Origin of the sequence: Microcoleus sp. A6-C6 (genome assembly GCF_036705955.1) — a bacterium.
In the GTDB taxonomy this organism is placed as follows: Bacteria; Cyanobacteriota; Cyanobacteriia; order Cyanobacteriales; family Microcoleaceae; genus Microcoleus.
The window spans coordinates 1-26,397 of record NZ_JAUBVR010000081.1 but is presented as its reverse complement, the minus strand read 5'-3'; the positions used below and the strand labels follow the sequence as shown (position 1 = coordinate 26,397).

Sequence of the window (26,397 nt, the reverse complement as noted above, 5' to 3'; positions counted from 1 at the left end):
GTCATATCACTAATGGCAAACACTTCTCTCTAATAGTAGCTTAAGTTTACTCTATCCTTTCCTTCATGGCACTACCGGAGAGCGAGCACTAATAACTTGTATGCTGCTTGACGAAATTCCTTTAATCGTTCACTGTTCCTGACGGGATTGGATGGGTTTTATTTTGCACCCTCATTCTCTCCCTAACGGTGGCTCTAGTTTTTCTGAAAGCCACCGTTCTCTCTTTTTTTTGTCTCCACTTCAGTCAATAACTTTGTTGCCAATGTGACAGCCCGCAGTAGAAATAAACTCTTTGTGAGCGGTGACAGCACTCAAAGAAAAAAATGCTTTTTACAAAAATGAGACGCTCCCATTAACTCTCTATATAACCTTGCATATTTTCTGGTTCAAATTGCTGCAAAATATTAGCAGCTTGATTGGTTAAATCGTCATTACCTTTAACTGCAATCAAAAATTTGCCGGCATTCAAACGGTTGCGGTAGGGCAAAGCATCGCCACTACCAAAAGCCATTCCTCCGGCACCGCCGACAAAAACGCTGCCCATCCCGGCGGCGATCGCACCTAGGACTCCGCCGATGAGGTGATCGCCAATTTCGCCCGCCCATGCAAAGGTTTTCAACTCAGTCATCAAGCTGAAAGTAACCCCGGCAATAAAGCCAAACGGTATCAGCCAAACAGCCATGAGTTTTGCTTGTTTTTTCGCTTGCTGGTTGGGGTCGATTAAGCCAAATTCATCAGCCGTTTTGTAGCCTCGGCCCAAAATGCTCACTTGGTTCATGGGTAAGCCTGCTTTTTCGAGGGCACAATAGGCAGCTTCGGCTTGCATTCGATCGGGCAGTACAGCGATAAGATAATTCATTAGAAACAATTCCTGATACTTAGGTTTCAATACCCAAAATTTATTATACCCTGAAAAGACTTGCTAGCTAAGCAATTGGGCGTTTTTAAGACGATCGCTCGCATTCGATCGCCCGCACAGCTAAAATATTTCCAGCAAAAACGGCCGACCTTGACCGAATACAGATACAATTCAGACTGCACAAAGGCAAGCTTGAGCTGAGCTGTTAGATACTGCTCTAAGTCTAAGTCTCAACTGTGAGTTCGCCAATGCTCGGCCTATTTTTAACTATTGCACTCAATTGCTTGCTATGCCTAAAGTTCTAGTATCCGATCCGATCGACCAAGCCGGAATTGACATCCTCTCCCAAGTCGCGCAAGTTGACGTAAACACAGGACTTTCAGCCGAAGAGCTGGTTAAAATTATTCCAGATTACGACGCTTTAATGATCCGTTCTGGCACCCAAGTTACCAAAGAAATCATTGAAGCCGGAAATCTACTCAAAATCATCGGTAGAGCCGGAGTCGGCGTAGATAATGTAGATGTACCCGCCGCTACCCGCAAAGGAATTGTAGTCGTCAACTCCCCCGAAGGCAACACGATCGCAGCAGCCGAACACGCGATCGCCATGATGCTTTCCATGTCTCGCCACATCCCCGAAGCCAACGCCTCCGTCAAAAGCGGTAAATGGGAACGCAACCGCTTCATCGGCGTAGAAGTTTACAAAAAAACCCTCGGTATCGTCGGTTTGGGCAAAATCGGCTCCCATCTAGCCGCCGCAGCCAAAGCAATGGGCATGAAACTGCTCGCTTACGATCCCTTCATCTCCACCGAAAGAGCCGAACAGTTGGGCTGTCGCTTGGTAGAACTCGAACTGCTGATGCGCGAATCCGACTACATCACCCTGCACATCCCCAAAACGCCGGAAACCCTGCACTTAATTAACGCTGAGGTGCTGTCGAAGATGAAGCCCACGGCCCGCATCATTAATTGCGCTAGAGGTGGCATCATCGACGAAGCAGCCCTGGCAGAAGCTATTAAATCAGGCCAGATCGCCGGTGCAGCGATCGATGTTTACGAACATGAGCCGCTGGAAGCTGATTCTCCGCTGCGGACTGTCGGCCAGAACATCGTGCTGACGCCCCACTTGGGAGCTTCCACGGCTGAAGCTCAGGTGAATGTGGCGATCGATGTTGCTGAACAAATTCGCGATGTCCTGTTGGGGCTGCCGGCGCGATCGGCTGTTAACATCCCAGGAATTTACCCAGACTCGATCGAAAAACTCAAACCCTACCTGCAACTAGCCGAAACCCTAGGCAACCTCGTCAGCCAGCTAGCCGGAGGCCGAGTCGATTACCTCAACGTTCAACTACAAGGCGAATTGGCCAACAACCAAAGCCAGCCCGTAGTCGTTGCCTCCCTCAAAGGCCTGCTCTCCCAAGCCCTACGAGAGCGCGTTAACTACGTCAACGCCAGCATTGAAGCCAAAGAACGCGGAATTCGCGTCGTCGAAACCAGAGACGCCTCAATTCGCGACTACACAGGCTCTCTGCGCCTCTCGGCCAAGGGAACTCTGGGCGAACACACAGTCACAGGTGCAGTGCTCGGCGAAAGCGAAATTCGGATTACCAGTGTTGACGATTTCCCAGTCAACGTTTCCCCGACTCACCATATGCTGTTTACCCTGCACCGCGATATGCCGGGGATTATTGGCAAGATTGGTTCCCAATTGGGCAGTTTTAATGTCAATATTGCCAGTATGCAAGTAGGCCGTAAAATCGTGCGAGGCGATGCGGTGATGGTTTTGAGCCTTGATGACCCTCTACCAGAGGGCATATTGGCCGAGATCCTCAAAGTTCCGGGGATTCGGGATGCTTACACCGTGAATCTTTAAAGGATTGTAGATTTTAGGTTCTGCTAATCTAAAATCTCAAATCGTTAGATGGTAAATCTTTAAAAGATTTGAGATTTTAGGTGATGCCAATCTCAAATCTAAAATCTCAAATCGTTAGATGGTAAATCTTTAAAGGATTTGAGATTTTAGGTGATACCAATCTCAAATCTAAAATCGTTAAACAGTAACTATTTGAAGGATTTTGGAGCTGAGATTTGAGATGCAAGGACTGATAATTATTAATGGGTGATTGGTCATTGTTAATTGGCAAGAAAGCTGGAATTTTTATATTAGTCCATCCTCATTCCTAACTCCCCAGTTCCCCCTGCTCCAGTTCCTGACGGGCCAATCTAAAATCTAAAATCTAAAATAGTCATGGCACATAGCTGGTGGGAAATTAGAATTATTTGCGATCCGGCGCTGGAAGATATCATCTTTTGGCGTCTGGAACGGTTTAACTGTCGGGGAACGGCCACTCAGATTAAAAGCAATTCCTGCCTGATGTCGGCTTATTTGCCCGAAGAACAGGCCGGATTGCTGGATTTGGCGGCCCTGTCTTTGTGGCTGCGCCAAGATGCTTTGTGCGCAGGTTTGCCCTTGCCTGCGATGCAGTGGGATTTGATTGAAGATGAAGACTGGGGCAGCACTTGGAAGCAGCATTGGCAGCCTCAAGAAGTGGGCGATCGCTTTTTAATTAATCCGGCTTGGCTGCCTCCACCAACTGATACCGATCGCCTAATCTTGCGTTTAGATCCCGGTGTCGCTTTCGGTACGGGTGCTCACGCTACGACTCAACTGTGTTTGGAGTCGCTGGAAATGCGTCTCGGTTTTGACGACAAAGAATATGTAGTTGCTGATATCGGCTGCGGATCGGGTATTTTGTCGATCGGCGCGGTGTTGCTGGGTGCAACAAAGGTTTATGCTTTAGATACAGATCCTTTGGCAGTGCGATCGACAATCAGCAACCGACAACTCAACCGCATTAACCCACAGCAGTTGGTTGCAGAGCTCGGAACTATCGATCGGCTGATCGAAATGACTGGCGGCCCGATCGACGGTTTGATGTGCAATATTTTAGCAGAAGTAATCATAGATTTAATACCGCAGTTCACAGCCATTAGCAAGCCAACTACTTGGGCAGTTCTTAGCGGGATTTTGCTCGATCAAGCTAAACCAATTGCTGACACTCTCGAACAGCATGGCTGGATTGTCGCTACTCTGTGGAAGCGCCAAGATTGGTGCTGTTTCAATATTCGGCGGAGTTAATAATTGGGAATTGGTCATTGGGAATTGGTCATTGGTAGGGTGCGTCAGCTAGGATAATTCAATCCACAAGCAATCAGATTTTGGCTGACGCACCTTAAAAAAGTTGGGTGAGATAGCAATTGCAGCAGAATAATTAAGAACTATAAATTAGAGAACGAACGTAAAAAGACACAGACCCGATCAAGTAAAAACAATTCACCAAAATCAACAATATCTTACCAACAAAAGAGTTAACAAAATCAAAAACGCGGTAAGTTGACAGCATCACCAATAACATTTCAACCAAAGAAACAATTGATCCGTAGTGATTCCGATCCCAATAAGAAAGCGGACTGATAAAACGGTAATTGCTGAACGGGAAAAAGTGCCTGTGAGCGTCATCATTATGTACAGGCAAATCCCCCAAAGAGTGCAAAATCATACTCAAAAACAGAAATTGCAGATTTTGCCTGCCAAAGTAATAAGCAATTAACCAACCAATCACCGCCAGCGGAATCGAATGAAACAAAGCCACAAAATTCTGGACAAAAGGCTCATAATATGCTTTTGACCAAATTGTAGCTGCGGGCAAGCGAGCAATGTACTTCGCCCAAAAGTAAAATAAAAATATTGGGAGATCGGGTAAGATTCCGCCGATCGCAATAATCAGATTAAATTGCGGCAGTTGCGGTTTACCCAGAATCGCCAGATTGATAATAGCGTGACTGGGCGTTTTCATAGGTTGGGTGCGTCAGCTACGACTATTTTGTTGATAATGTATCAGATATTGGCTGACGCACCAAGCCTGTGAGATAATCGGCGGTGGTTACAAGTGAGGTTGCAGTCGATCGATCAACTGCGGTGCTTGCAATACTCCCTCAATGCGATCGACCTCAACGCCATTTTTAAACAGCACCAAAGTCGGCAAAGCATAAATGTGATACTGCGATGACAACTGCTCGTACTTATCCGTATCAATCTTAACAACCATCAGCTTATCTTTGGTCTGATCGCTCACCTGCTCTAAAATCGGCACCATCATCTGACAAGGCCCGCACCAAGTAGCATAGAAATCTACCAGTACAGGCAACTCAGAGCTCGATAGTAACTCCTCAAAACTGTTGAACTGTTTTTGAACTGCCATTTTAAAAATGTGGTAAAGGGACGCCCATTATACCCGAAGGGTTAACGAGTAGGGAATTGTCACAACTGAACTCAGTAAGTCAGTATAAATTTTTTTGGTTCTGGATCGATTTTAGTGCAGAATTTTGTGAGCGTAGATTTGCGAGGACAGAATTATGGAATTATTACCAGAGACATATCAGCGATTGCGGGGTCAAGTTGCAGTCGTCACCGGTGCATCGCGGGGAATCGGCCGCGCGATCGCTTTAGCATTCGCAGCAGAAGGCGCTAAAGTCGCCGTGAACTATGCCAGTTCGAGCGCTGCGGCTGATGAGGCGGTAGCAGAAATCATCGCAGCAGGCGGAGAAGCTGTGGCCCTTGCAGCGGATGTCTCCAAAACTGACCAAGTAGATGCACTCATCAGTAAAGTCATGGAAAAATGGGGAAGAATTGACATTTTGGTGAACAATGCCGGCATCACCCGCGATACTTTGCTGCTGCGGATGAAGCTAGAAGATTGGCAAGCCGTGATTGATTTGAATCTCACCGGCGTATTTTTGTGTACAAAAGCTGTCAGCAAAATCATGTTAAAGCAGCGCAGCGGCCGAATTATTAATATTGCTTCGGTTGCCGGCCAAATGGGCAATCCCGGACAAGCTAATTACAGTGCGGCAAAAGCTGGAGTAATTGGATTTACTAAAACTGTGGCAAAAGAGTTGGCCAGTCGCGCGATTACTGTAAATGCGGTTGCACCTGGATTTATCACCACAGATATGACAAAAGATGTCAAATCTGACGATATTTTAAAGTACATTCCGCTGGGAAGATACGGCGAAGTTGACGAAGTTGCCGGGATGGTGAAGTTTTTGGCGGCGGATGCGGCGGCGGCCTATGTTACGGGGCAGGTTTTTAATGTGGATGGGGGCATGGTGATGGCTTAGGATTTGGGGATTTTTTTTACCGCAGATGCACGCGGATTAACGCGGATGTCTGCGGTTGAATTTATGTCTGTTAGCGTATTTGAAGTGAAATTAATTAGGCAGAATTTACATATTTTAAGTTTAGTTAATAAATAATAATTACTTTAAGGCGGCGCACAACTGACTGAGGACTTTTTGGTATTTTGCAATGCGTTGAAAATCTGCCTCTGTGGGATTTGCGATGCGACGCAGATCGAGGTTATGAGTAACATCAGCGATTTTGACTCGCAGTGCGATCGGGTTGGCAATCACACGTTCTAAATAAGCTGCATAAGCTTCTCCTTCTATTTTGGTAATCGCCGCGATCGCCGAGACTAAAACTTCAGGAAAACCTTCGCTTCTAAGTTGCTCCAGTGTAAGTTCAGAATCTTCGACCGCATCGTGTAGAACCGCTACGATTTTCTGCTCTATAGAATGTACATTTTCCATCACAAATAGCGGATGATCGAGATAGGGATTGCCTGCCTTATCAACCTGCCCCTCATGAGCTTTGGCGGCGATGGCGATCGCTCGTTGTAGTAAGGATTCGTACTCTGAATTCATATTTGACAGCATAGTAAAGAAGTTGTCTATTAAAGTTTCAGTTCTCTGGCGGGGAAGTGGTCAAGCGTTGCATCGGGCGAGATGCTTAAGTTCCTTCGCAGTCCTGAGCTATGGTTGGCTCGTCCCTGCGAAGGAACGGGACTCAGAATGACCCAATTATGTTAAAAAAAATATCACCGTTTTAACTAAAAATTTGCCTAATCCAATTGTAGACCGCAGCAGACCAAGCCAGTAACTTATTGACAAAACCTTGCCAAATAGAACCTTCCCTTACCTCGGAAATCTCCTCAATTTGTATCGGCAGCGGTGGCATCCCGACTACTTCATAGAGCGGATATTCGCCGCTCTTTCCCGGAATTTGAACTGATACGCGCTGGTTGACGATCGCCAAATCCTTGATTTCCTGATAAGTCTCCTCGGAAATCAGCAAACTTGTTCCCACTTGCTTGTTAGCAGCTTCAATCCTGCTGGCAAAATTCACCGCATCCCCGATCGCCGTTACCGTCTGATTTTTCTCGGCCCCCAGATTCCCCACAACCACCAAACCGCAGTGAATCCCAATCCCAATCCGCAACCGATGACGGTATAAAGTCTCAAAATAGGGATTGAGTTTCTCTAATTCCTCTAGCATATCTACCCCAGCCCTCACGGCTTGTTCCGCCGCCTTCTCTGAGTTTTCTAACCCAAACAGCGCCATAAAACCATCTCCCATATAATTATTGATCATCCCGCCGTTGCGGTTGATCGCATAACTCATTTTTTGGAAATAGCGATTTAAAATATAAATTACATCGTAGGGTAATAGCGATTCTGCAAAGGCCGTAAATCCTCGAATATCGGCAAACAAAATGGCAATTTTCTTTTCTTGACCCACAGGTGCATGAATAAACTTTCCGACCATTTCGTCGTTAAATGATTCCAAGTCTTCAGAATCGATCGCCAGTCGGCGCAAAATCACCTTCCCGCCCGCCACCTGCGTCTGACACGCCAGCCTAATTTCCGGCTCTAAACGCAGTTTTTTGGCGAGCTCCTCTTCCGCTGAATTGCGGGGCGAGCAAAATTCTAAACCTTCGACAATCAAGACGCGACAAGTCGAACACCGGGCGCTACCGCCGCAGATGTGGGTGTGGGGAATCCCTGCACGCAGGGAAGCTTCCAGAATTATATCGTCGTCGTCTATCTCGATCGCGCGATCGTCCGGCAGATAGTAAATCTGTGGCATATGTGGCGTATCTAGCTAATTAGGAACGAATCTCGCGGACATCTGTTATTGCAACGACTCTATCTGCAAACCCGGTTTTTCGACATTTTTTCTGCATTGCCTGACTTATTCAGTATAAGTCGCGATCGGCATCAGCTTCTCGTGTCGTTACCTCAACCGCCAAACTCACTCAGCAGTAAAATCGCGATCGCACCTGAAAACACCCCAATTCAATCGCCCAGTAAAGGTTGTGGAATCAAGCTCAAATTTCAATTTTCAAATCTTAAATCGACTGACATAATTCTTAATAAATTTATAATGGCTGAAAACCTTATAAATGCGTTATCAAATCCCCTTCTACCGTCAGATATTTTGAGGATTTTGCAGACTTTTGCTGTGCAAACCTTAGTTGGTAATAGTTTGAGCTTTTTGGCTCTTTAACCACCAGCAAATTTGCGTGAGATAGAATAGCAGCATCTTTAAAACCCGTATAACCATGAGTTCATCAACAGCCCTACAAAACATCGAGCAGCACATCCCGTTGGTGGGAAATATCCACCTCAAAAGTCCGATCGCCTACCGAGCAACCCGCGTCGCAGTCAGTGCAGTTAACGCGGTGCAAATGGCCGTAGCAGAGTCCTATATCAACGGCTTAGAAGTACCGGATACTGTATTGCGATCGCTTTTTGATACCTGTATGCCCGTCTTCTTTAAGTATTTTCCCTCCCTCCTCGCACCCTACGAATGGGTACTAACAGAAACAGATCACACCGCCGAAGGCCCACGGGATTTAATGAAAATTCAGTACGACTTACCTCAAGCCATGCTGAATCCCATGTTAGGCGAGAGCAAACTCATTTATCCTAAATACAGCATGGGATTGTGGGAAAACGGAGCCGCCAACCTCGAACAATCCCAAATCCAGATGATGGATGATGTGATTGAAAAGCTAGAGATTCAGGATGGCGATCGCATTTTAGACTTTGGCTGTGGTTGGGGCTGCGTTCCAAATTACATTCTGTCAAAATTCCCCAATGTCCAGTTTACAGGGATTAACCTCAGCCAGCATCAATGCGAATATATGCGTCACAAGATGCAAGACCCCGAAAGCTACCTAAGTTCCGGTCGATTCACCTTATTTGAAGGCGATTTGAACGACGCCCAATTCGATACCAAATTTGACAAAATTCTCTCGATCGGAGTTTTTTGTCATGTCGGCAATTTAACCCAAGCTTTCCAAAAGCTCGCCTCTTTCCTCAAAGATAACGGTCGCGTTTTCATTCACATCATCACAGTTCGCACCCCTAACAACATATCCAGCGTTTTCACCCACAAATACATTTTTCCCCACGGCCGTTACTGGAAATACGATGCTGTTCCCAGCCACAACAAAGACCTCAAAACCATAAACAAATGGTATCTCAACGGCTACAATTACTCTACAACCTTTGCTAACTGGCTGAAAAACTTTGATGATTCTCAGGCGATAGTCAAAGATTTAGACTACGGCATCGACTATGCCAAATTCCGCCGCATCTGGCGGTTTTACTTGATGTGGTTTGTTGCTAATTTCGCCAGTTGCGATGGTGAATATAATGGTAATGGCCAATATTTAATGGTTCATGCCTAATCGCTGAGATTCCTGGACGCATTAACCAGGTTTTTCGCTTCGTTAGTTAAAGAATCTCACTTGTAGAGAAACGGCACTGCCGTGTCCGGCGGGGAGTTAAGCCAAGTACAAAAAATTGTTGCTACGGTTATTAAACGTAGCAACAATTTTTTAGGCTTGGTATTATTTGACGATCTTAGATTATAATTAAAGTAGTGGGACTGTTAAAGAAGTAGACTTTTTAGTTACTACAGCAACCTTTGGTAATTTCCAATTAGAATCTAAAATTGACTGATGTTACAAAAAGAAGAACTGTTAAAAGGCATCGAAAACCGCGAATGTGTAGCGCGGGCCCTTGATCAAGCGGAACAAGCAATTAAAACTTGGGAAGTTACTCTGACTGATTTTCTGTCGCCGCCGGAATTGGCGGACACTCTGACGGTATTTAAGCGCTTAACTGATGTGGAATTAGTGGCTTGGGGCGGCTATCCCCAGGGTGAAAGGCAGAGAATTGCGATCGCCCGATCGGAAATCCCGATCGACTCTGGGAGTGTTAGCGTTGCTGCGGTGGAGATAGCCGGCAATTTCCTGTTTGACACCGCCAGTCACCGCGACTTCTTAGGCGCAATGCTGGGTACGGGGATTGTCCGCGAGAAAACCGGCGATGTGATTGTGTTGGGTGAACGCGGCGCGCAGGCGATTGTCATGCCCGAAATGGTAGAGTATTTGGAGATGAGTTTGCAGCAAGTGCGATCGGTTCCAGTGAAAACTCGGCGCATTGAGTTGAGTGAACTCAAAATTAGAGAACCGAAAAAGAAAGAAATGACAACCGTTGAAGCATCGATGAGATTAGATGCTGTTGCTTCGGCGGGATTCGCCATGTCTCGTAGCAAAATGGTTGATTTTATTGACAGAGGCGATGTGCGAGTTAATTGGAAAGACATCACTCAAGCCAGTTATAACGTTAAGTCTGGAGATTTAATCGCTGTTAGCGGTAAGGGAAGATTGGAAATTGGGGAAGTTATGATTACTAAAAAAGAACGCTATCGAGTGCAGTTAACTCGATATTTATAATTTTGACCATCTCGTTGAGTTCAAAGAAACCGGATTTTTTACGAGATTTAAGGCGATAACGAATGATTTCGATAAAAACCCGGTTTCTCGCCACTTTCTTGAGTTCAAAGAAACCGGGTTTTTTACGAGATTTAAGACAATAACGAATGATTTCGATAAAAACCCGGTTTCTCGCCACCTCGTTGAGTTCTTCCTGCTTCCTTAAATCCGTTAAATCCGTTACAAAATCTGCTGCCGAACTTCCTTCGTATTATGCTTTACTCCGAAATAGCTTTGCTATCGAATTCACCAAAAGTTCTCGCGGCATAAATCGCGGCATATTTACGATTATTTGATTGAGGAATCCGCCCGTCACGACGTTAGACTGATTTTTATCTAAAGCTTTGAGTGCATCTCGCACAACTTCATCAGCAGAAACGAGTTTTTTCCCGCTACTAGATGCTAGGGATGTCGGAAATTCTGCTGCTTTAAAAAAATCTGATTCTGTGGGGCCCGGACAAAGTGCTAATACCCGAATTCCTAAATCTTTATTTTCCGCCCAAAGTGCCTCGCTGAAACTCAACACAAAGGCTTTAGTTGCTGCATAAATTGATAGGTACGGCATCGGTTGAAAGGCTGCAATAGAAGCCACATTGATGATACTTCCCGATCGCCTATCTCGCATTACCAACAAAAATAAGTGGGAGAGTTCAACTAATGCTACAATATTTAGTTGCAGAATTCCTACTTGTTTGGCTAAAGGGCGATCGGCAAAAGCGCCATAATCCCCAAAACCCGCATTGTTCACCAGCAAATCAACCGTCCAACCTTTGGCAACAACCGCATCAAATACAGCAGTTGTGGCTCCTGGCGCGGTCAAATCTTGAACGATAATTTCGACCACAATATTGAATTCCTGTTGCAGTTGAGCAGCTAGCTGCTGCAATTTGGCTTCGGAACGAGCTACCAAAATTAGATTGTGCTGGCGTTTAGCTAATTCGACGGCAAAGGCTGCACCAATTCCGCCTGAAGCACCGGTGATTAAAGCAGTTGGCATGAAGTTAAATTCGGATTTTTGAGGTTGACTTTATATATTTTAACAATTATCTTGTCTAGCAGCCTGTAGAATAATTAAAAGGAAACAGGTGAGTTTTATGGGGCGTCTTACCGATCGAGCTTTTGACATTTTACAGGCGGAAGTTGACAAGTGCGCGGCTGATGATGCTCTCGCGGGTGCAGTCTACCGCAAGATGGTGATCAAGCGACTGGAAAAATTGCGATCGCAAGACGGCACTTTCGCATCAAGAGAAGAAATCCGCGATACTTTTAAAGATGAATTTCCCAACTTCAGCCAAGAAGCTCTCAAAGCTGCTGTCAAAGCCAACCGCGCGCCCGGATTGTTCGATAAAATCATCTTAGCTGGCGGTTTGTTGGGCGGCGCAGCGGGGATAATTTGGCTGATTAACCTGCCTTTCCCGATGATTCGCTGGTCCGTGGCGAAAACCATGCCGATATTGTTGCTGCCGAGCTTTATCAGTATGGATTATAATTACCGACAGGCGATCGCCCTTGTGGAACAATCCGATCAACTGATCAATAAAGCCACTGCTGCGGCAGATTTTGACTTAGGCGAAACCAAAGCAAAACAAGCGCAAACACACCTCGACGCTTTGCCGGTATGGTTCCTCGGTTACTATCCACAAACTTATTGCTCTTTTTCGGGCTGCACTTGGCGCTTTACAGTCGATGAATTTCAAGCAGCCCGCAAAAATATCGGGCGGATGGATGCTCAAATTTTCCAGCAAAAAAATGCTTTTATTGAGTTAAATCAAGCCGAACAAACTCTCAACGCGGCGAAACAGCAGTATCAGCAATCAAAAACTGCGGCAGATAGGCAAAAAGCGACGGGAAATTGGCAAAGTGCGATCGATCAACTCAATCAAATTCCCGCCGAAACCCTTGCGGGAGAAACCGCTAAGAAAAAACTCCAAGCAGCAGAAAGAGACTTTCAAGCAATGGGAGGTGTCGCCACCGGTTCTGTGCGGGCTGACAACTTAATTGAAGCAGCAAAAGAATTTGCCTTAACTGCCGCCTCCGCATCGCAGAAACCGCCCCATTCAGCAGAAAGTTGGCAAAAAATAGCAGATTTGTGGCAAGCAGCCATTGAGAGGCTCAGCCAAATTACATTTGATAATCCGGGCTATCTTGCCGCTCAAACAAAACTAGCTGAATATCAAAATAATTTAGGCACTACAAAGATTCGACTCACAGCAGAGAGAGAGTCAGTGGAATCTTTGAACCAGGCTAAAAGCTTGTTTGCAAACTTGCAAAATAATGTAAATTCTCCCCGTCAAAATCCCGGTTACGCCCTCGGCCAATTGCAACAAATTATCAATCAATTAGAATCCGTCAAACCTGGGACAACTGTTTATCCTGAATCCCAGAAATGGCTGCAATCTGCTCGCAAGAAACAGCAAGAATGGCAAAAAAATTAAAGCGTATCAGTCATACCGCTCGATCGCAATACCGCCAAATTTCCCTTCTTCGGCCCAACACTTGACCCCTTCAATATAGCAAAGGTGGCTGGGATATTCTTCTTTAGTATCCGCAAATCTCGCCAGAAAACCTCCACTCATATCGACGTTATAAAACTTCACCTTTCGCCCTTTACTGTCACAGGCTTTGCTACAGCAAGTCGAGCATACTAGACGGGGATATCGCTCCCAATAGGGGGATGGGATGGAACAGATGGGACAGGGCTTAAGTTGTCGATCGCTCATATAACTAATGACTGATGACTGATGACTAATGACTAATGACTAATGACTAATTACCAAGTCGGATCAACATACAGATTAATTGTAACTTGCTTTTTCCCGGAAGGGATGCCGGAAATACAAGCACAAATCGCCTCCCCGCCGTCAATTTCTACTTCGCAAGCGTGACAAGAGCCCATCATACAACCAGTAGGAATAGAAACTCCTGCACGTTTTGCTACATCTAGCAAAAGCTCTCCTGCTTCAGCTTCCACTGTCACATTATCCGGTAAAAAAACAATCTTTGTCATTCAATTTTTACTCCTGATATAATACAATTTTTACCAAGTTTCGCTAGGGAAAAATGTGAGTTTTATTGACACGAATTCTGCAAGTACAGGTGCGTCGCTGTGAGATTGTCGATATGCAAGCTAGGGATTTATCGCAGAGCGACGCACCCTACGAATCTTCCCTCTTCCCTCTTCCCTCTTCCCTCTTCCTTCTTCCTTCTTCCTTCTTCCTTCTTCCTTCTAACCTAAAATATGCTTGATATCCAAATGCTTTTCCACTGTATCTGCTAGACTCTCTAACAGAGCTTCTCGGTGTTCCCGGTAATTAGGAATACCCGTAGGCAATGCGCGGAGTCCCCGCTGCTGCCGCAAGTGATTCAACCAAGCTCGCCGCCAAGCTCCATTATCAAAAACACCGTGTAGATATGTGCCCCAAACTGACTGAGAAGTGTTGACCATTCCTAAACTTGGATCGTCAAATAGCGGTTGAGTCGAGTCTGACTCTAGCATTTGCGTTCTTCCTTGGTGAATTTCGTAACCGGAAACTGGTAAACCTGGCTGAGGATAGTTAGATGTTACGATCCGCTGGCGGGCAATTTTGTTCGGTGCGATCGCAGTTTTCAAAGGTAATAACCCCAACCCTTTGAACTCTCCCTGTTCTCCCTCAAGGCCTTCTCTATCGCTGATACTTTCTCCCAGCATCTGAAAGCCGCCACAAACTCCCATGACAGTACCGCCAGCTACCAAGTAATTTTGAATAGCTTTTGCCATACCTGTTTGGCGCAGCACCTGCAAATCGGAAATTGTAGTTTTAGAGCCTGGTAAAATCACGGCATCTGGATGGCCTAACTCGTCTTTTGGGCTGACATATTTGACTGTGACGGTAGTTTCCGAATCCAGAGGGTCAAAGTCGGTAAAATTGGAAATTCGGGGCAGGCGGATGACGGAAATATTGATGTCGGTTTGAGAATTGGGAGCACGCCGATCGAGTAAATCGAGCGAATCTTCGGAGGGAAACACTTCATCTATCCAAGGAATTACCCCAACTACGGGGATTCCAGTCCTTTCTTCTAGCCAAGTCAAGCCGGGATCTAAGATCGATTTTTGTCCTCGGAACTTATTGATAATGAACCCTTTAATTAAAGCGCGTTCGTCGGGATCGAGCAATTCCAGAGTGCCGATAATGTGAGCAAAAGCGCCACCGCGATCGATATCAACTACTAGCAAAGTCCGAGCATTCAAATGTTTTGCTACCCGCATATTTGTTAAATCGCGGTGTTTGAGATTAATCTCAGCAGGGCTGCCGGCTCCTTCGCACACAATCATGTCAAAGCCTTCTTCCTTCAGAAATTCTAAAGATTCCCGAATCGCTTGCCAGCCAATATCAAAATACTGCTCGTAATATTGAGATGCTCGCACATTTGCGATCGCCCGACCCTTGACAATCAATTGAGAAGTCATGTCTCCTTGCGGCTTGAGCAAAATCGGATTCATTTCTACCCAAGGTGCGATGCCCGCGGCCCAAGCTTGCACTGCTTGAGCGTAGCCCATCTCTCCGCCGGCGGCTGTGACATAGGAATTTAGTGCCATATTCTGACCTTTAAACGGAGTTACCCGCCAGCCGGATCGAGAAAAGATTCGACACAATGCTGCAACCAGTAAAGATTTTCCTGCGTGAGATGTTGTTCCCACGACCATAATTGCTTTCATAATATTAAGTGAGAAGGAAGAAGGAAGAAGGAAGAAGGAAGAAGGAAGAAGGAAGAATGTAAAAAACAGAATATAAAAGGCAGAAGGAAGAAGGAAGAAAGAAAGAAAAATGTAAAAGTAAGGATTTACGGGATTACAAAATTCGACCAAAGAGACGGTTTTTTTACTGAGTATGCGAGTGGCAACGAATTATTTCTTTTTGGGAAAACCCGGTTTCTCGCCACCCGCGCCTAAGTCCTAAAAGGAAGACGGAAGAAGGTAGAAGGCAGAATTTTTTTAATTCTGGTTTCTACCTTTTGCTTTTTGCGTCAAGATGACGGCGGATCTTCGCCGGATATATTCTCAGACTTGGATTCAGTGGCTGGTGTGGCAGGTTCGACTAAATCGGGTTGTTGTCCGTCAGAAGAGGGTTTTTCTTCTGTGGATTCGATCGAGATCACTGACACTGAAACCGTTTCTACCTGCACGCTCAACCCTGGTTCTCCCGGTACTTCTATCTCTACAGGCGGTGCTGAAAAGATTTCCACCACAGTCATTTCTAGAGATACAGCAGGGGCTTCGGCTTCCGGTGCGGCAGCATCTTCTGTCGCTTCATCAACCTCAGCCGCAGGTATTTCTTGGGCTAACGGCGTTATCTGAGTCTCAGCGGATGATTCTTCGATCGCACTTTCCCTTATTTTGGCAGAACTCGCGGTTTCTGCCGCTATCAATTCAGCCATTGCTTCAACATCGGTGGGAAACGGCAATCCTTGGCTTGTTTCCACAGCAGTGTTGCTGGTTTCGGCTACCACTTCGGCGGCCGCCTGGGCTAATTCTGATTCGAGAATCTGGTCGATCTCCGGTGCAGGAATTGCCGTTACCTTAGATTCAGGTGCGATCGACTTCTCTGCCACTTTTGCTGTTGTCACCGGAGTATTTGCATCAGGCTTGTTTTTAGTCGCACCTCGTCCCAACATACCACCGAGACTATTTTTGATATTGCCGAACAGACTTCCGAAACCGCCGGATTTTTTAGCTGTTTTGGCAGGAGTTGGGTTAGCCGTTGGGGCTGCGGCTGCTGTCGCCGCTGCGGCTGCCGAACTAGCATCAGACTGGGAATCTTTAGCCATCGACCTCCACATCTCGTCAAAATCATCATCATCTTCAGTCTGCTTTTTAGCTTCTGGCTGAGCCTCTGCTGGCTCCACAGTTGGTGTGGCCGCAATTTCTGAAAATTCTAGAGGTAGGGGTAAAGGAGTGAAGTTGCTGGCTAATTCTACTGGCGCGGGTTTAGTCTCAGCAGCAGGAGTTTCTACGGAAAACACGGGTATTTCTGTAATTGCGGGTGCGCTCTTGTCGGGAATTTTTAAGTCAGGGGCGATCGAACTTTCGGCAATAATTTCCGCGATTGGGGGAGTCGCCGGTGGTTGAGCTACCTTGACCTCGCCCTGATTCGCAGGTGCTGGAACCGCATCAGTTTTCGGTTTGGGCGATCGGACAAACTTAGGTTTTTTGGCTGCGGGTTCAGGTTTCTTACCAAACAAACCTGCTAACGGCCCGCCCATCGCCCCAGCCAAATTCGGAGATTGAGGAATCGGAGTTTGCTGAGCAATTGGTGCTACCAGCCTGCGCAAAGTCAAAGTTTCCCAAGCAAACCAGCCCAGCAGAGCCACCCCCGCCATTTGACCCAGCAGGAGAGCACCAGTAATTCGCCCCGCACAAGCCCATAAAATTAACGCATAAAAAAGTCCTACCCCGCTCCAAGTAAAATCACTTTTCCGGTGAACTTCTGGAAAAAAGAAGGCCGCCATGTAAATACTAAAGCTGCCCAGACCGACCGCCAACGCCAGAATGTATGCAAGCATCTTGTCGGTACCTCCGCTGTGTCAAATAACTTCTACGCGCTAATTCTACCTTTCTGAGACACTCAACGGCTTCTTTCTGAAGGACAATTCTCGATTTGGAAGGAAGAAGGAAGAGGGAAGAGGGAATAAGGAAGAGGGAAGATTTTTCCCACTACCCCACTCCCCCAGTCTCCCCACTCTCCCTCTCACCCCCTCTTGCTCTCACCCCCTCCTCCCTCGTGATATGTGTCACTTAACTACGCTTGTACGATCGCACTTGCCGGAGAAGAAGTTCTGTATGGTGTAGGTGTAAGAGGAATTATGCCGGAAGGCATACGTAATTGGAGGTAGTGCCATGTTAGAAAAACTGTTGTTAGCCGCGGCTTTAACCTTATCGCTTCAAATTTTTGCCGGAGTCAACACTGCCTCGAAATTACCGAAAAATCTCGTATTGCGATCGATCGATGGGCCGACTCAAACCCTGAAACTTCCCCTCGTTGCAGTACCTGCGCCCTTCAAGTCGAACGTCGAATCCTAATCATGCGTGCCAATATATATAGCCTTTCTCAGAAAGATCAGGTACGCGAACGGCATTGGGCAAACAGGGCAAACAGGGCAAACAGGGCATTGGGCATTGGGCATACCTCACCACGCTTGAGAACCGCTATACGTGCAAATGCCACTTATTGTAAGACAGAGCTTGTCTAATATTTTTTTCAAAGTGTTCTTTTTGATATATAATCGCCAGATGAAACTCAAAGCTAATCAGCACATTGACTGTTAAATCAAGGAGAGTAAAAATGGGACTTAGCGATATTCTATTGAATGAAAAAAACAGAGACACTTTTGTTGATGAGTGTGTAGAGTTGATAGAAAAACAAGTTGCTTCAGCGCCGGGATTGGGTGGTTTAGCTCTGAAAGCTGCCTACTCTACTGTCAAAAAGATACGGGCTGACTATTGCGCCCAAGTCGTCGATCAACTTCTGCCCGAAATCTCGATCGCACTCGATCCGATGTGGACTGAAGCCGTAAACAATGGCAACCCAGTCGAATATCTGGCTGCAAGAAAAGCTCAAGTAGCAGACGAATTGCTCCAAATCAGTGACAAAAAAGCCGAAAACAGCACAAGAGCAGTTGTCAAAGGCGCCTATGCAAAACTCCGCCCCTCAGCTAAGACTTACGTGGAAAACGGCATACCGGATTTAGCTGAAATTATTAATAAACATAGTTCGATTTGATCTTGAATTAGTCGGGCTTTCCCACCAATTCTAATCCTTATCCGGGCGGGGACTTCCCGCCAGCTTAGTTAAATCTTGGGATACAAAAGCTCTCAAAAACAGCTTACCAGAAAGAATTGGTTTAAAGCCGGAACTCCTAAAGGCGAGAAATTAAAATCAGACTATTCATTACTCCAATCCTCGGACTTCTAGGTAGAAGTCGCCCTCATCCCTTCGACTGCGCTGAGGGCAAGCTGTCAACTGTCAACTATCAACTGTCAACTGAATAAATTATCCATTGCCAACAATCCATTGATTCGCAGCCAATATTTTCAACATAGCCTCTCCAGTAATACCCAACCCCAACAACATTACAAACATCGCGCTAATTGCAGGTAGAAATTTGACTGCTGTAATCTGTTTTGGCAGTTTATTAAAATTTTGTTTCGCATAAACCAAGATTAATCCGATCGCACTCAGCACCAAAGCCAATCCCAAACTAAAAGCTACCACAAGCGTCATCCCCAAACCAACATTGCCCAAAGCCGACGCACTCAACAGCATCACCAAAGCGGAAGGACAAGGCAACAAACCGCCGGAAATTCCCAACACTAATAAGCTTTTCCAAGTAATCGGAGAACCGTCAGATCCCGGCGGCAAATGCGAGTGAACGCGGCCGTCTCCATGATGGTGATAGTGGTGAGATGTATCTGGTTTGACAGGTTTAAATTCTCTCTCCCAAGTTCCCCTAGTTAAAAGATTTACTGGTTCTTCAGTTTTTTTATAAAATAATTTATTTCTGATTTGTTTTAGAAGTGAATTCGTCACACCGAACCGAATTTTGATTCTTGCTAGTAGGAGTTTTAAGCCAATAATAGCTACTAATAAACCGGAAATTAAACTCAGCCAAGGATCGAGTTTTTCTGGATCGACTAAATTAGAAGCGAAAAGCGTAATTCCGCCGACAGCAAACACGCCCGCAGTGTGAGTTATTGTGGTTGTCGCTGCTAGAAACAAAGCGTGTACTGGAGTCGCCCGCGAACCTACTAAATAAGCACCGACTATGGTTTTCCCATGTCCGGGAGACATTGCGTGCACGCATCCCCACGCAAATGCTCCCGCTACTGCTAGCACCAAACTCCAACCTGAATCCCAGATAGATTCTTTTCCAGCTAACAAAAATTCCCGGTTTTGTGCTGTAAATACAAAGCTTTTTACAGCACCAGCTTGCACAATCGTAGCTTGACAGCTAGCTGTCACCACTCCGGGCAAAAACAGATTGTAGTTAATCCGCAATTTGTTGTCTTTTGAAATTACATTAGATACGGGCCAGGTGTAGTCTAAGATTAAGGTGCTGTGGGTATTTGGCTGCTGGATTAGGCTGGCAGTTTTACCTGATATTTCTAGGGGTTTTACTGTAACCAATCCTTGAATTTTGCTACTGTTGATGATGCTAATTTCTTGACCAAAAAACTTTTCTAGTTCTGTTTGATGATTTCTAACTTCTGCCAGTTGTAACTGTCCATCTCCATTGTCGTCGGCGAATTTTGTTAAGCCGGTTGGAAAGGTTAATGTTATTTCGGTTTGCAAATCGTTGACGATTATTTCGGCTACTGATAAGTCGGACCAGTGGGAGTAAACTGGTCGGGTTGAGGTTGTTAAAAATAGTAAGATTGTGAGCGCAAAAATAATCAGATATTGGCGCGATTTGTGCCATTTTTTGTGCATAAATTTATCCTGCTTAATCTGTCTATAGCTAATCTTAAAATTCATAACTTCCCAAACCTAATGTTTTGCCCGATCGACTATCAAAACTCGGATCGATTTCCTTAGCCTTTTGAAAATAAGCGCGTGATTCGGCATCTTTACCTAAACTCCGCCCGATCGCACCAGCCCGGTAAAACATCCCCGCATCCCGAACACCCGATCGCACTATTTCGGCCATCACCCGATCGGCTTTTTGGAATTCCCCAGCGCTAGAAAGCGCCCAGGCGTAGATATCCAGCGTTACCGCATCCCTGCGAATTTTCACCTCATCCTGCATTAACAGCAGCGCTTCGGTGACATCCTGCGATCGACCTTTTTCCAGCAGCAAACTCGCCAAATCCCTGCGGTGTCCAAAACCGCCAGAAACCTGTTCCTGTCGCAGCCCAGCTTCTGCTTTGTCGCGCAATCTCCCGGAGGCGATCGCATCTCCCTGCAACTCCTTCACCCTCGCCATACCACGATCCACCAGGCGATCGAACACCGTCGCAGCCCCGCCAGAATAGGCAGAAACCTTGCTGTAATTAGCCTCTGCTTCCCGATAATTTCCCTGGCGCGTCTCCAAATCCCCCAAATAAATCAGCGCCAGCGGGTATCGTGGAACTAACCGCAAAGCTTCCAAAAATAGCGCTTTCGCCTGCACAAACTGCCCACGACGGGCGTAAAATCGACCTAAGAGCGATCGGGCGCGCGCCGATCCGGCAATCTCTCCCGGTTCCTCCGCAGCCATTGCTTGCCGGTAATCCTGCAAAACCTCCGCATCTCGCCCCTGCGACTCTCTCACTAATGCTCTTAATGTGAGAGAACCTAAGTTGGGAATCCGATTAACTAAGGCTTCTGCTGCTATACTTGCCTCACTCACTTTTCCGGTGGCTAAGTGAGATGTGACGGAAAGGGCGATCGCATCTTCATTCTCAAAACCCACCTGTTTAGCAAAGCGCAAAGCCGTAGCAAAATCGTGTCTAGCCTCGGCAATTCGAGCTAAAACTAACAGCGCACCTTTGTTGTCAAAAGGCAAAAGGGCGATCGATCTTTGGGCCGCTTGTTCCGCTAATAAAAACCAACCACCCTCCCCAGTTACGCGAGCCATTTTCAAATAAGAACCCGCCAGTGCCGCCCGATTCAAACCACTCTGGGAATCCACAGCCAATCGCTGCTGATAAAAAGCTATTTCTTGCTGAATTGCTTCCTTTTGATTCGGATTATTTCTCAAAGTAGCCGAGAAATTATAGCGGTAATTAGCATCGAGATTTACCGGACTTTTGTTAGCAAATTTATCTGAAATTTCGCGCAAATTCGGCAGCAAATTAACTGCGACAATTCCCACTATCGGTAGTCCGATTAGGAGCAACCACCAGAAAATATCTGATTTAGGTTTTTGTGATTTATTCGCAGTCATAATATTGTATGGTTCGTCATTTTTTGCTCTAGCACAAAAAAATACGGTTTAATTCGACGGGGCACTTTGCGAACTGTCAACTGAAAAAACTTTTGCTACGAAACAATTATTAGGTTGGTTTCCTCAATGATTGTGGAAGGTGCGTCGCTCTGAAATTGTTGCTCTTTTTTCAGAATTATCGATAGCGACACACCCTACAAATAACTGTCAACTGTCAACTGTCAACTGTCAACTGTCAACTGTCAACTGTCAACTGTCAACTGTCAACTGTCAACTGACAACTGACTAATTCGGCAAAGCCAAATAAGGAAAATTCGGTTCTAAAGGTTTGTGTCCCTGACCCGGATTCCCCGGAGTTCCGTTATATGAAACATTATCGCCAACCGGAGAACCCACCAAAGCTCCCAGAGTGATATCAATAACGTCGTCCAAAAGCAAACGACCTCCGATCAAACTTCCTTGAGCATTTGCCGCGCTACCGTACCCGCTGGGCCTTGTAGTATCGATCCGCATGACATCGGGTAAGAAAGCTTGGGCGATCGCATTTGGATCGACATTTTGCTGACCGTCCAAAAGATCCACAGCCTTCAAAGTAGCAACAGCTTCCTGGCGCACCGGAGCAGCAGCAGCACTCAAATCCAATCTAGGAGAAATATTATTAAATGCCTCCATAAACGCGGGAGTAACTACCAAACCCTCATTAATTGCAGGTCTCGCCAAACGCTCGAATTGTTTGAATCCACCAACTCCATCCCTGACAGCAACAGTTGACCAAACATCAAAAGTATTCGCCCCAGTTCCTGCTTGCAAAAGTGCTTTCGGAACGCGCACCGCAATTGTATTGACGTTATAACCTTTAGCAAAGTCGATCGCTTTACTCGGTTCCTTGAAACCTACTTTCGCCCCTGTTCCCAAAGCTCCAGCGCGAACTCTAAAAAATTGTTCTACATCAAAGAAAAATGGGTCTTCCCGCAAGCCTGCAAATACAGTTAAGTTAGAACCGTCCACAGGTACTGTATTCAAAACATCATTAGAATTCAGCGGAGTTGTGGCAATTAAACCGCCGTTAACTGTAGTCTTAGTAGTTGTCTCAGAGCCGCCGCGAATCACAGTTATCGCCACTGCTTGCATACCTTGATTGTTAGGCGGACTGAAGGCAAACCGCAAGATAATATCGGCGCGTCCAGTCGGGGTAGAATTTACATCGCCTACCTGGGTGATGTGAAATTGGTAAAGGGCTGTAGTGCTGAAATAATATTGATAACGGGCTACAGAACGGGGATTTGAATTCATTGTCAATACTAAATCCCCGTCCGCAGCACTGGAATTTTGGTCTTTTTCTCGATATACGTACAGGTCGGTTAAATTGACAGTACGACCTTTGATATCGACTTCGCCGTCGTCGTGGTCGGAAGCAGCAATTATTCCGGGAGTTAATACCACAATTAAAGCTACTTCAATTGCTAATATGGTTCGCCGAATTCTTTTTGTGAGATTCACAGTTAGCACCTCTATTTCTAATGAGATTTTTACAAGACTTCTAGATGTAGGGTGCGCCGTCCGCACCTTACCGCTGTATAGGGTGCGCCGTGCGCATCCTATACAGCGCTTTAAATAGCGTGTAAAACTAATTTTTGTGTAAGTCCTAATTGGTATACGAAGGTTTGGGGATTTTGGATCTCTACTGCAAGATTGGGTATTAAAAATTATGCAGAAGTGATAAAATGCAATATCAATCGGGAAAATTACAATTCAAAGCATGACGAAATTAGCCCGCCAAGGCATACTTATGCTTGCATCCCCAATTAACTTAGAATTATGTTCTATAGTGATATACGCCGAATATTTGATTTTGGATCTGCACACTCAAAACAAAATTTTTTAGGTACACTGAGATGACAGGCAAAAAGTCAAGCGATTCATCGCTACTTTTAGTGCAGATTGCCCACAAAGACCAAACGGCATTAGCTAAACTTTACGATCGCTACGGTCGTCCAAGTTACGGGCTAGCTTACAAAATCCTGGGTTCGGTAGAAGAAGCTGAAGAAGTGGTACTCGATGTTTTTTCCCAAATTTGGCAAAAAGCAGCAACTTACGATCCTAGTCGCAGTCGAGCGGATACGTGGTTGTTCATGCTTACCCGCAGTCGTTCCCTCGATCGCCTCCGAGTGTTGCAGCGAACAGTCCGCGCGGCCCAAGCTTGTCTGGAAGATGCGAAAATTCCGTCTTCGAGCCTTGCAGAACCGATGGAAGATGCCATGATCGAAGAACGCAGCGCACAAGTTACAGCGGCGCTAGAAAAACTGCCAGCAGAACAGCGAATTGCGATCGAACTAGCCTATTACCAAGGATTGACTTGCGCGGCAATCGCGACTAAACTCGGTATCCCAACAGGTACAGTTAAAACTAGAATTCGCTTGGGAATTTCTAAATTGCGCCAAAATTTGAGCGAAGAAATTTAGGTTGTTAAAAAACAAAATTTAAATTGTTTAAGAGCAATCTAAAATTATGGCATCTCCAATCTTCCATCTTTCTTTAGTGCAATGGCAAAAACAAATCTAAAATTTACAATCTAAAATCGATCATGCCGGAGAACAGATGGAAATGATGCCAGACGAGGAGTTTAATACCCTTGCAGCCCTTCAAGCTCTCGATATCCTCGATGAGTCAGAACGCCTCGCACTTGCAGAGAAATTGCAAGCATCTCCAGAACTACAAAGTGAATTAGCTGCCTTTGAAACAGCAATTGCTGCGATCGGCTACACAGCCCCTGCCGTTCCCGTCGCCCCCGACCTGAAAAACCGCCTATTTCAGCGCATAGCGGAACTGCCACTAACGGCAGAATCAGTCAATTCAAAGCCAATTGTTACCTCCCCAACAGAGAACAATACTCCATCTGTAATCGTGCGATCGCGCGATGTCAAATGGAGACCTTACTCAGTTCCGGGAATCTCGATCGGCAAGCTTTACATTGACAAAAAAAAGCGCGAGATTACCTGCTTGATGCGACTAGAACCGGGAGTAACTTTTCCCCTGCACCGACACGCTGGATCGGAAGAAGTGCTTGTATTAGAAGGAGATTTAATTGTAGAAGGGGAAGTTTGCTATCAAGGCGATTATATTCGATCTGTTCCCGGCTCTACACATTCGTCCGTCACACAAGGGGGATGTTTACTGTTAATTAAAACTTCCATAGACAATGAAATGCTAGTTTAAAAATGGCAGGCAAGATGCCTGCTCCACAAGAGTTTTTGGAGATGTCTATTGTGGCACGGGCCGAAGAACCCGTGAAGCATCAATTAACAATTACAAATAAAGGATAGTGCCATGCTAAATTACTGGCGTTTAACTGCTCTGATGTCCGCGGTTATTATACAATTTGTCCCGATCGCCAAAAGTGCGATCGCCCAAGAACGCGCAGGCTGTTTTCTGGTAAACTCAGCGGGAGAAGTGATTACCTTAAATGAGTTGTGCGCGCCCCAGGAATCGGGAATTAAGCTGACAGGAGACGATGGGAAATTTATCGAAGACTACAAACGCTTAGCAAAAAGCTACTCTCCAGACGCAACGAACACTTTACTGCAAGGAATTCAAACTAACCCTGGTCAAAAAATTGCCGCAGCGAAAAGGATATGTGCAGAAGCTAAAGCAGGAGTTTCTCTGCCGGAAGTTAAATTAAGGGCGATCGCGCAAGCTCTCAATATCGAAAATCCCACAGTCAAAGAAAGTTTTCTCGCGGATGCCGATATTATCACCACCCTTGCAGGAAATCATTACTGCCCCGAATTAGCCAGCAAGTAAGATCTTGAAATCTGTAGAGACACGGCAATCCCCTGTCTCTATTTGCAGTTAAAATATTAATAGTCCTCTTGTCGCGGCACGACTCAGGAAATTACTGGGCATGAGATGAAACATTTAAAATCAAGTTCCGCCGATTTGCGGGATTTATTCAAAGACAGTATTACAGTTAAATATCTCGCGGAACCGCTAAAATCTGTCCCGGCGGTTGAAGATGCAGCTAAATTGCGATCGTGGATGGAGGCGCGCGATTTTGATGTGCTAGGGATCGAGGAAAACGGGACGGTTTGTGGCTATATAGAACGATCGCACTTAAAGACAGGTAAATGCAGCGACTACCAGCAAATCTTCCACCCATCGCAGTTAATCGCCGCCGCGACTCCGTTGATGGAATTGCTGCCGCTGCTGCGAGAAAAACCGAGATTATTTGTCTTGGAAAGCAACCGCATCAACGGGATTGTCACCTGCGGCGATTTGCAAAAAGCACCGGTGCGGATGCTGCTGTTTGGGTTGGTGACGCTGCTGGAAATGAATTTATTGCGGATTGTGCGGATCTACTTTCCCCAAGATTCGTGGCAAAAGTTGCTGAAGGGCGATCGCATTGTAGCAGCAAAACACCTGTGGCAATTAGGGCGATCGCGAAATGAGGCAATTGACTTGATAGATTACCTGCAATTCTGCGACAAGCGAGATTTAATCCTGACGAATGCCGAAATAGTCGATCGACTGGGGCTCAAATCCAAACGTTACGGGGAGCGTTTTTTAAAGTCAGCAGAAGCATTAAGAAACAAATTAGCACACGCCCAAGATTTAATCAACGGTTCTTCTTGGCCTGAAGTAATTTCTCTCGCCCAGGAAATAGAATCGCTGTTGCAGCGCTGCGAAGAAATTGAAATTGCCGCACCCGCCGAATTAGACAAAATTTAATCAATTTCGCCTTTATTTCTTAGTCCGCGGAGGCGGACATCGTTTGTGTAGACGCGATTTCAATCGCCGAGTTTTATCTTTATTTCTTAGTCCGCGGAGGCGGACATCGTTTGTGTAGACGCGATTTCAATCGCCGAATTTTATCTTTATTTCGTAAGGATTCAGGTAAAAAATAGTTGATTGAGAGCCGAAAAATATGGTAATGTAGTCAGATGAGCGAAAAGCCAG

Annotated in this window: 26 protein-coding genes; 13 read left to right on the top strand and 13 right to left on the bottom strand. The window is 45.8% G+C overall.

Annotated features, from left to right (window positions below):
• Window positions 1-352 precede the first annotated feature (352 nt).
• Entirely contained in the window at window positions 353-859 is a 507-nt protein-coding gene (locus tag QUB52_RS24405) for a hypothetical protein (RefSeq protein ID WP_332974995.1), read from the bottom strand.
• A 60-nt stretch (window positions 860-919) separates the two neighbouring features.
• On the opposite strand from QUB52_RS24405, the gene QUB52_RS24400 reads away from it, so the two are divergent.
• The 3 genes from QUB52_RS24400 to prmA all read left to right on the top strand — a co-directional run bounded on the left by QUB52_RS24400 (window position 920) and on the right by prmA (window position 3,998).
• Complete coding sequence (locus QUB52_RS24400) at window positions 920-1,060, top strand: hypothetical protein (protein ID WP_265239753.1); 141 nt, start codon at window positions 920-922, stop codon at window positions 1,058-1,060.
• An 88-nt stretch (window positions 1,061-1,148) separates the two neighbouring features.
• Window positions 1,149-2,732 (top strand): phosphoglycerate dehydrogenase, encoded by a 1,584-nt coding sequence (serA, locus tag QUB52_RS24395; protein ID WP_265239752.1) that lies wholly within the window; start codon window positions 1,149-1,151, stop codon window positions 2,730-2,732.
• Window positions 2,733-3,107: 375 nt separating this feature from the next.
• Complete coding sequence (gene prmA / locus QUB52_RS24390; RefSeq protein WP_265239751.1) at window positions 3,108-3,998, top strand: 50S ribosomal protein L11 methyltransferase; 891 nt, start codon at window positions 3,108-3,110, stop codon at window positions 3,996-3,998.
• 133 nt (window positions 3,999-4,131) lie between these two features.
• Here prmA and QUB52_RS24385 read toward each other — a convergent pair whose 3' ends face one another.
• Together QUB52_RS24385 and trxA are read right to left on the bottom strand one after the other, a co-directional pair.
• Window positions 4,132-4,716 carry a hypothetical protein gene (locus QUB52_RS24385; RefSeq protein ID WP_332974994.1) on the bottom strand — a complete coding sequence of 195 codons (585 nt, stop codon included), beginning with the start codon at window positions 4,714-4,716 and terminating at the stop codon, window positions 4,132-4,134.
• Window positions 4,717-4,803: 87 nt separating this feature from the next.
• Window positions 4,804-5,121, bottom strand: coding sequence for a thioredoxin (gene trxA / locus QUB52_RS24380; RefSeq protein WP_265239748.1), 318 nt, complete (start codon window positions 5,119-5,121; stop codon window positions 4,804-4,806).
• A 154-nt stretch (window positions 5,122-5,275) separates the two neighbouring features.
• Here trxA and fabG point away from each other — a divergent pair, with 154 nt between their 5' ends.
• Window positions 5,276-6,040, top strand: a complete 765-nt coding sequence (gene fabG, locus QUB52_RS24375; RefSeq protein WP_265239747.1) for a 3-oxoacyl-[acyl-carrier-protein] reductase — start codon at window positions 5,276-5,278, stop codon at window positions 6,038-6,040.
• Between the two features lie 138 nt (window positions 6,041-6,178).
• Here the strand turns inward: fabG and QUB52_RS24370 are convergent, their stop codons facing one another.
• Window positions 6,179-6,622, bottom strand: a complete 444-nt coding sequence (locus QUB52_RS24370; RefSeq protein WP_332974992.1) for an HD domain-containing protein — start codon at window positions 6,620-6,622, stop codon at window positions 6,179-6,181.
• 181 nt (window positions 6,623-6,803) lie between these two features.
• Complete coding sequence (locus QUB52_RS24365; RefSeq protein ID WP_332974991.1) at window positions 6,804-7,844, bottom strand: adenylate/guanylate cyclase domain-containing protein; 1,041 nt, start codon at window positions 7,842-7,844, stop codon at window positions 6,804-6,806.
• Window positions 7,845-8,319: 475 nt separating this feature from the next.
• Between QUB52_RS24365 and QUB52_RS24360 the strand changes: the two genes are divergently transcribed.
• Complete coding sequence (locus QUB52_RS24360) at window positions 8,320-9,453, top strand: SAM-dependent methyltransferase (protein WP_265239744.1); 1,134 nt, start codon at window positions 8,320-8,322, stop codon at window positions 9,451-9,453.
• Between the two features lie 273 nt (window positions 9,454-9,726).
• A complete protein-coding gene (locus QUB52_RS24355) occupies window positions 9,727-10,506 on the top strand; it encodes a photosystem II S4 domain protein (protein WP_265239743.1) in 780 nt (259 codons plus the stop codon).
• A gap of 250 nt (window positions 10,507-10,756) precedes the next feature.
• Here QUB52_RS24355 and QUB52_RS24350 read toward each other — a convergent pair whose 3' ends face one another.
• On the bottom strand, window positions 10,757-11,542 hold the full coding sequence (locus tag QUB52_RS24350; RefSeq protein WP_332974990.1) for an SDR family NAD(P)-dependent oxidoreductase: 786 nt from the start codon (window positions 11,540-11,542) through the stop codon (window positions 10,757-10,759).
• A gap of 97 nt (window positions 11,543-11,639) precedes the next feature.
• Here QUB52_RS24350 and QUB52_RS24345 point away from each other — a divergent pair, with 97 nt between their 5' ends.
• Window positions 11,640-12,980, top strand: coding sequence for a hypothetical protein (locus QUB52_RS24345; RefSeq protein ID WP_332969695.1), 1,341 nt, complete (start codon window positions 11,640-11,642; stop codon window positions 12,978-12,980).
• A gap of 6 nt (window positions 12,981-12,986) precedes the next feature.
• Here QUB52_RS24345 and QUB52_RS24340 read toward each other — a convergent pair whose 3' ends face one another.
• From QUB52_RS24340 to QUB52_RS24325, 4 genes are all read right to left on the bottom strand, one after another.
• Window positions 12,987-13,142 (bottom strand): hypothetical protein, encoded by a 156-nt coding sequence (locus tag QUB52_RS24340; RefSeq protein ID WP_265239740.1) that lies wholly within the window; start codon window positions 13,140-13,142, stop codon window positions 12,987-12,989.
• A gap of 173 nt (window positions 13,143-13,315) precedes the next feature.
• Entirely contained in the window at window positions 13,316-13,552 is a 237-nt protein-coding gene (locus QUB52_RS24335; protein WP_265239739.1) for a 2Fe-2S iron-sulfur cluster-binding protein, read from the bottom strand.
• 219 nt (window positions 13,553-13,771) lie between these two features.
• Window positions 13,772-15,241, bottom strand: coding sequence for a cobyric acid synthase CobQ (gene cobQ / locus QUB52_RS24330; RefSeq protein ID WP_265239738.1), 1,470 nt, complete (start codon window positions 15,239-15,241; stop codon window positions 13,772-13,774).
• Between the two features lie 308 nt (window positions 15,242-15,549).
• Window positions 15,550-17,085 carry a Ycf66 family protein gene (locus QUB52_RS24325; RefSeq protein ID WP_332974988.1) on the bottom strand — a complete coding sequence of 512 codons (1,536 nt, stop codon included), beginning with the start codon at window positions 17,083-17,085 and terminating at the stop codon, window positions 15,550-15,552.
• A 334-nt stretch (window positions 17,086-17,419) separates the two neighbouring features.
• On the opposite strand from QUB52_RS24325, the gene QUB52_RS24320 reads away from it, so the two are divergent.
• Window positions 17,420-17,602 (top strand): hypothetical protein, encoded by a 183-nt coding sequence (locus QUB52_RS24320; RefSeq protein ID WP_265239736.1) that lies wholly within the window; start codon window positions 17,420-17,422, stop codon window positions 17,600-17,602.
• Between the two features lie 262 nt (window positions 17,603-17,864).
• Window positions 17,865-18,302 (top strand): DUF6918 family protein, encoded by a 438-nt coding sequence (locus QUB52_RS24315; protein ID WP_332971268.1) that lies wholly within the window; start codon window positions 17,865-17,867, stop codon window positions 18,300-18,302.
• Between the two features lie 270 nt (window positions 18,303-18,572).
• On the opposite strand, the gene QUB52_RS24310 is transcribed toward QUB52_RS24315, so the two are convergent.
• From QUB52_RS24310 to QUB52_RS24300, 3 genes are all read right to left on the bottom strand, one after another.
• Window positions 18,573-20,009 carry a nickel/cobalt transporter gene (locus QUB52_RS24310; RefSeq protein ID WP_265239734.1) on the bottom strand — a complete coding sequence of 479 codons (1,437 nt, stop codon included), beginning with the start codon at window positions 20,007-20,009 and terminating at the stop codon, window positions 18,573-18,575.
• Window positions 20,010-20,043: 34 nt separating this feature from the next.
• A complete protein-coding gene (locus QUB52_RS24305; RefSeq protein WP_332974987.1) occupies window positions 20,044-21,444 on the bottom strand; it encodes a tetratricopeptide repeat protein in 1,401 nt (466 codons plus the stop codon).
• 285 nt (window positions 21,445-21,729) lie between these two features.
• Entirely contained in the window at window positions 21,730-22,944 is a 1,215-nt protein-coding gene (locus QUB52_RS24300) for a DUF4331 domain-containing protein (protein WP_265239732.1), read from the bottom strand.
• Between the two features lie 395 nt (window positions 22,945-23,339).
• Here QUB52_RS24300 and QUB52_RS24295 point away from each other — a divergent pair, with 395 nt between their 5' ends.
• The 4 genes from QUB52_RS24295 (at window position 23,340) to QUB52_RS24280 (ending at window position 26,169) form a co-directional block, all read left to right on the top strand.
• Entirely contained in the window at window positions 23,340-23,906 is a 567-nt protein-coding gene (locus QUB52_RS24295) for a sigma-70 family RNA polymerase sigma factor (RefSeq protein WP_332969700.1), read from the top strand.
• Between the two features lie 142 nt (window positions 23,907-24,048).
• The gene (locus QUB52_RS24290; RefSeq protein ID WP_332976291.1) at window positions 24,049-24,660 is read left to right on the top strand and encodes a cupin domain-containing protein; all 612 of its coding nucleotides are present in this window, start codon (window positions 24,049-24,051) and stop codon (window positions 24,658-24,660) included.
• Window positions 24,661-24,771: 111 nt separating this feature from the next.
• Window positions 24,772-25,245: a DUF732 domain-containing protein gene (locus QUB52_RS24285; RefSeq protein WP_332974985.1), complete on the top strand. Its 474-nt coding sequence runs from the start codon at window positions 24,772-24,774 to the stop codon at window positions 25,243-25,245.
• A gap of 105 nt (window positions 25,246-25,350) precedes the next feature.
• The gene (locus QUB52_RS24280; RefSeq protein WP_332974983.1) at window positions 25,351-26,169 is read left to right on the top strand and encodes a hypothetical protein; all 819 of its coding nucleotides are present in this window, start codon (window positions 25,351-25,353) and stop codon (window positions 26,167-26,169) included.
• The last annotated feature ends 228 nt before the right edge of the window (window positions 26,170-26,397 follow it).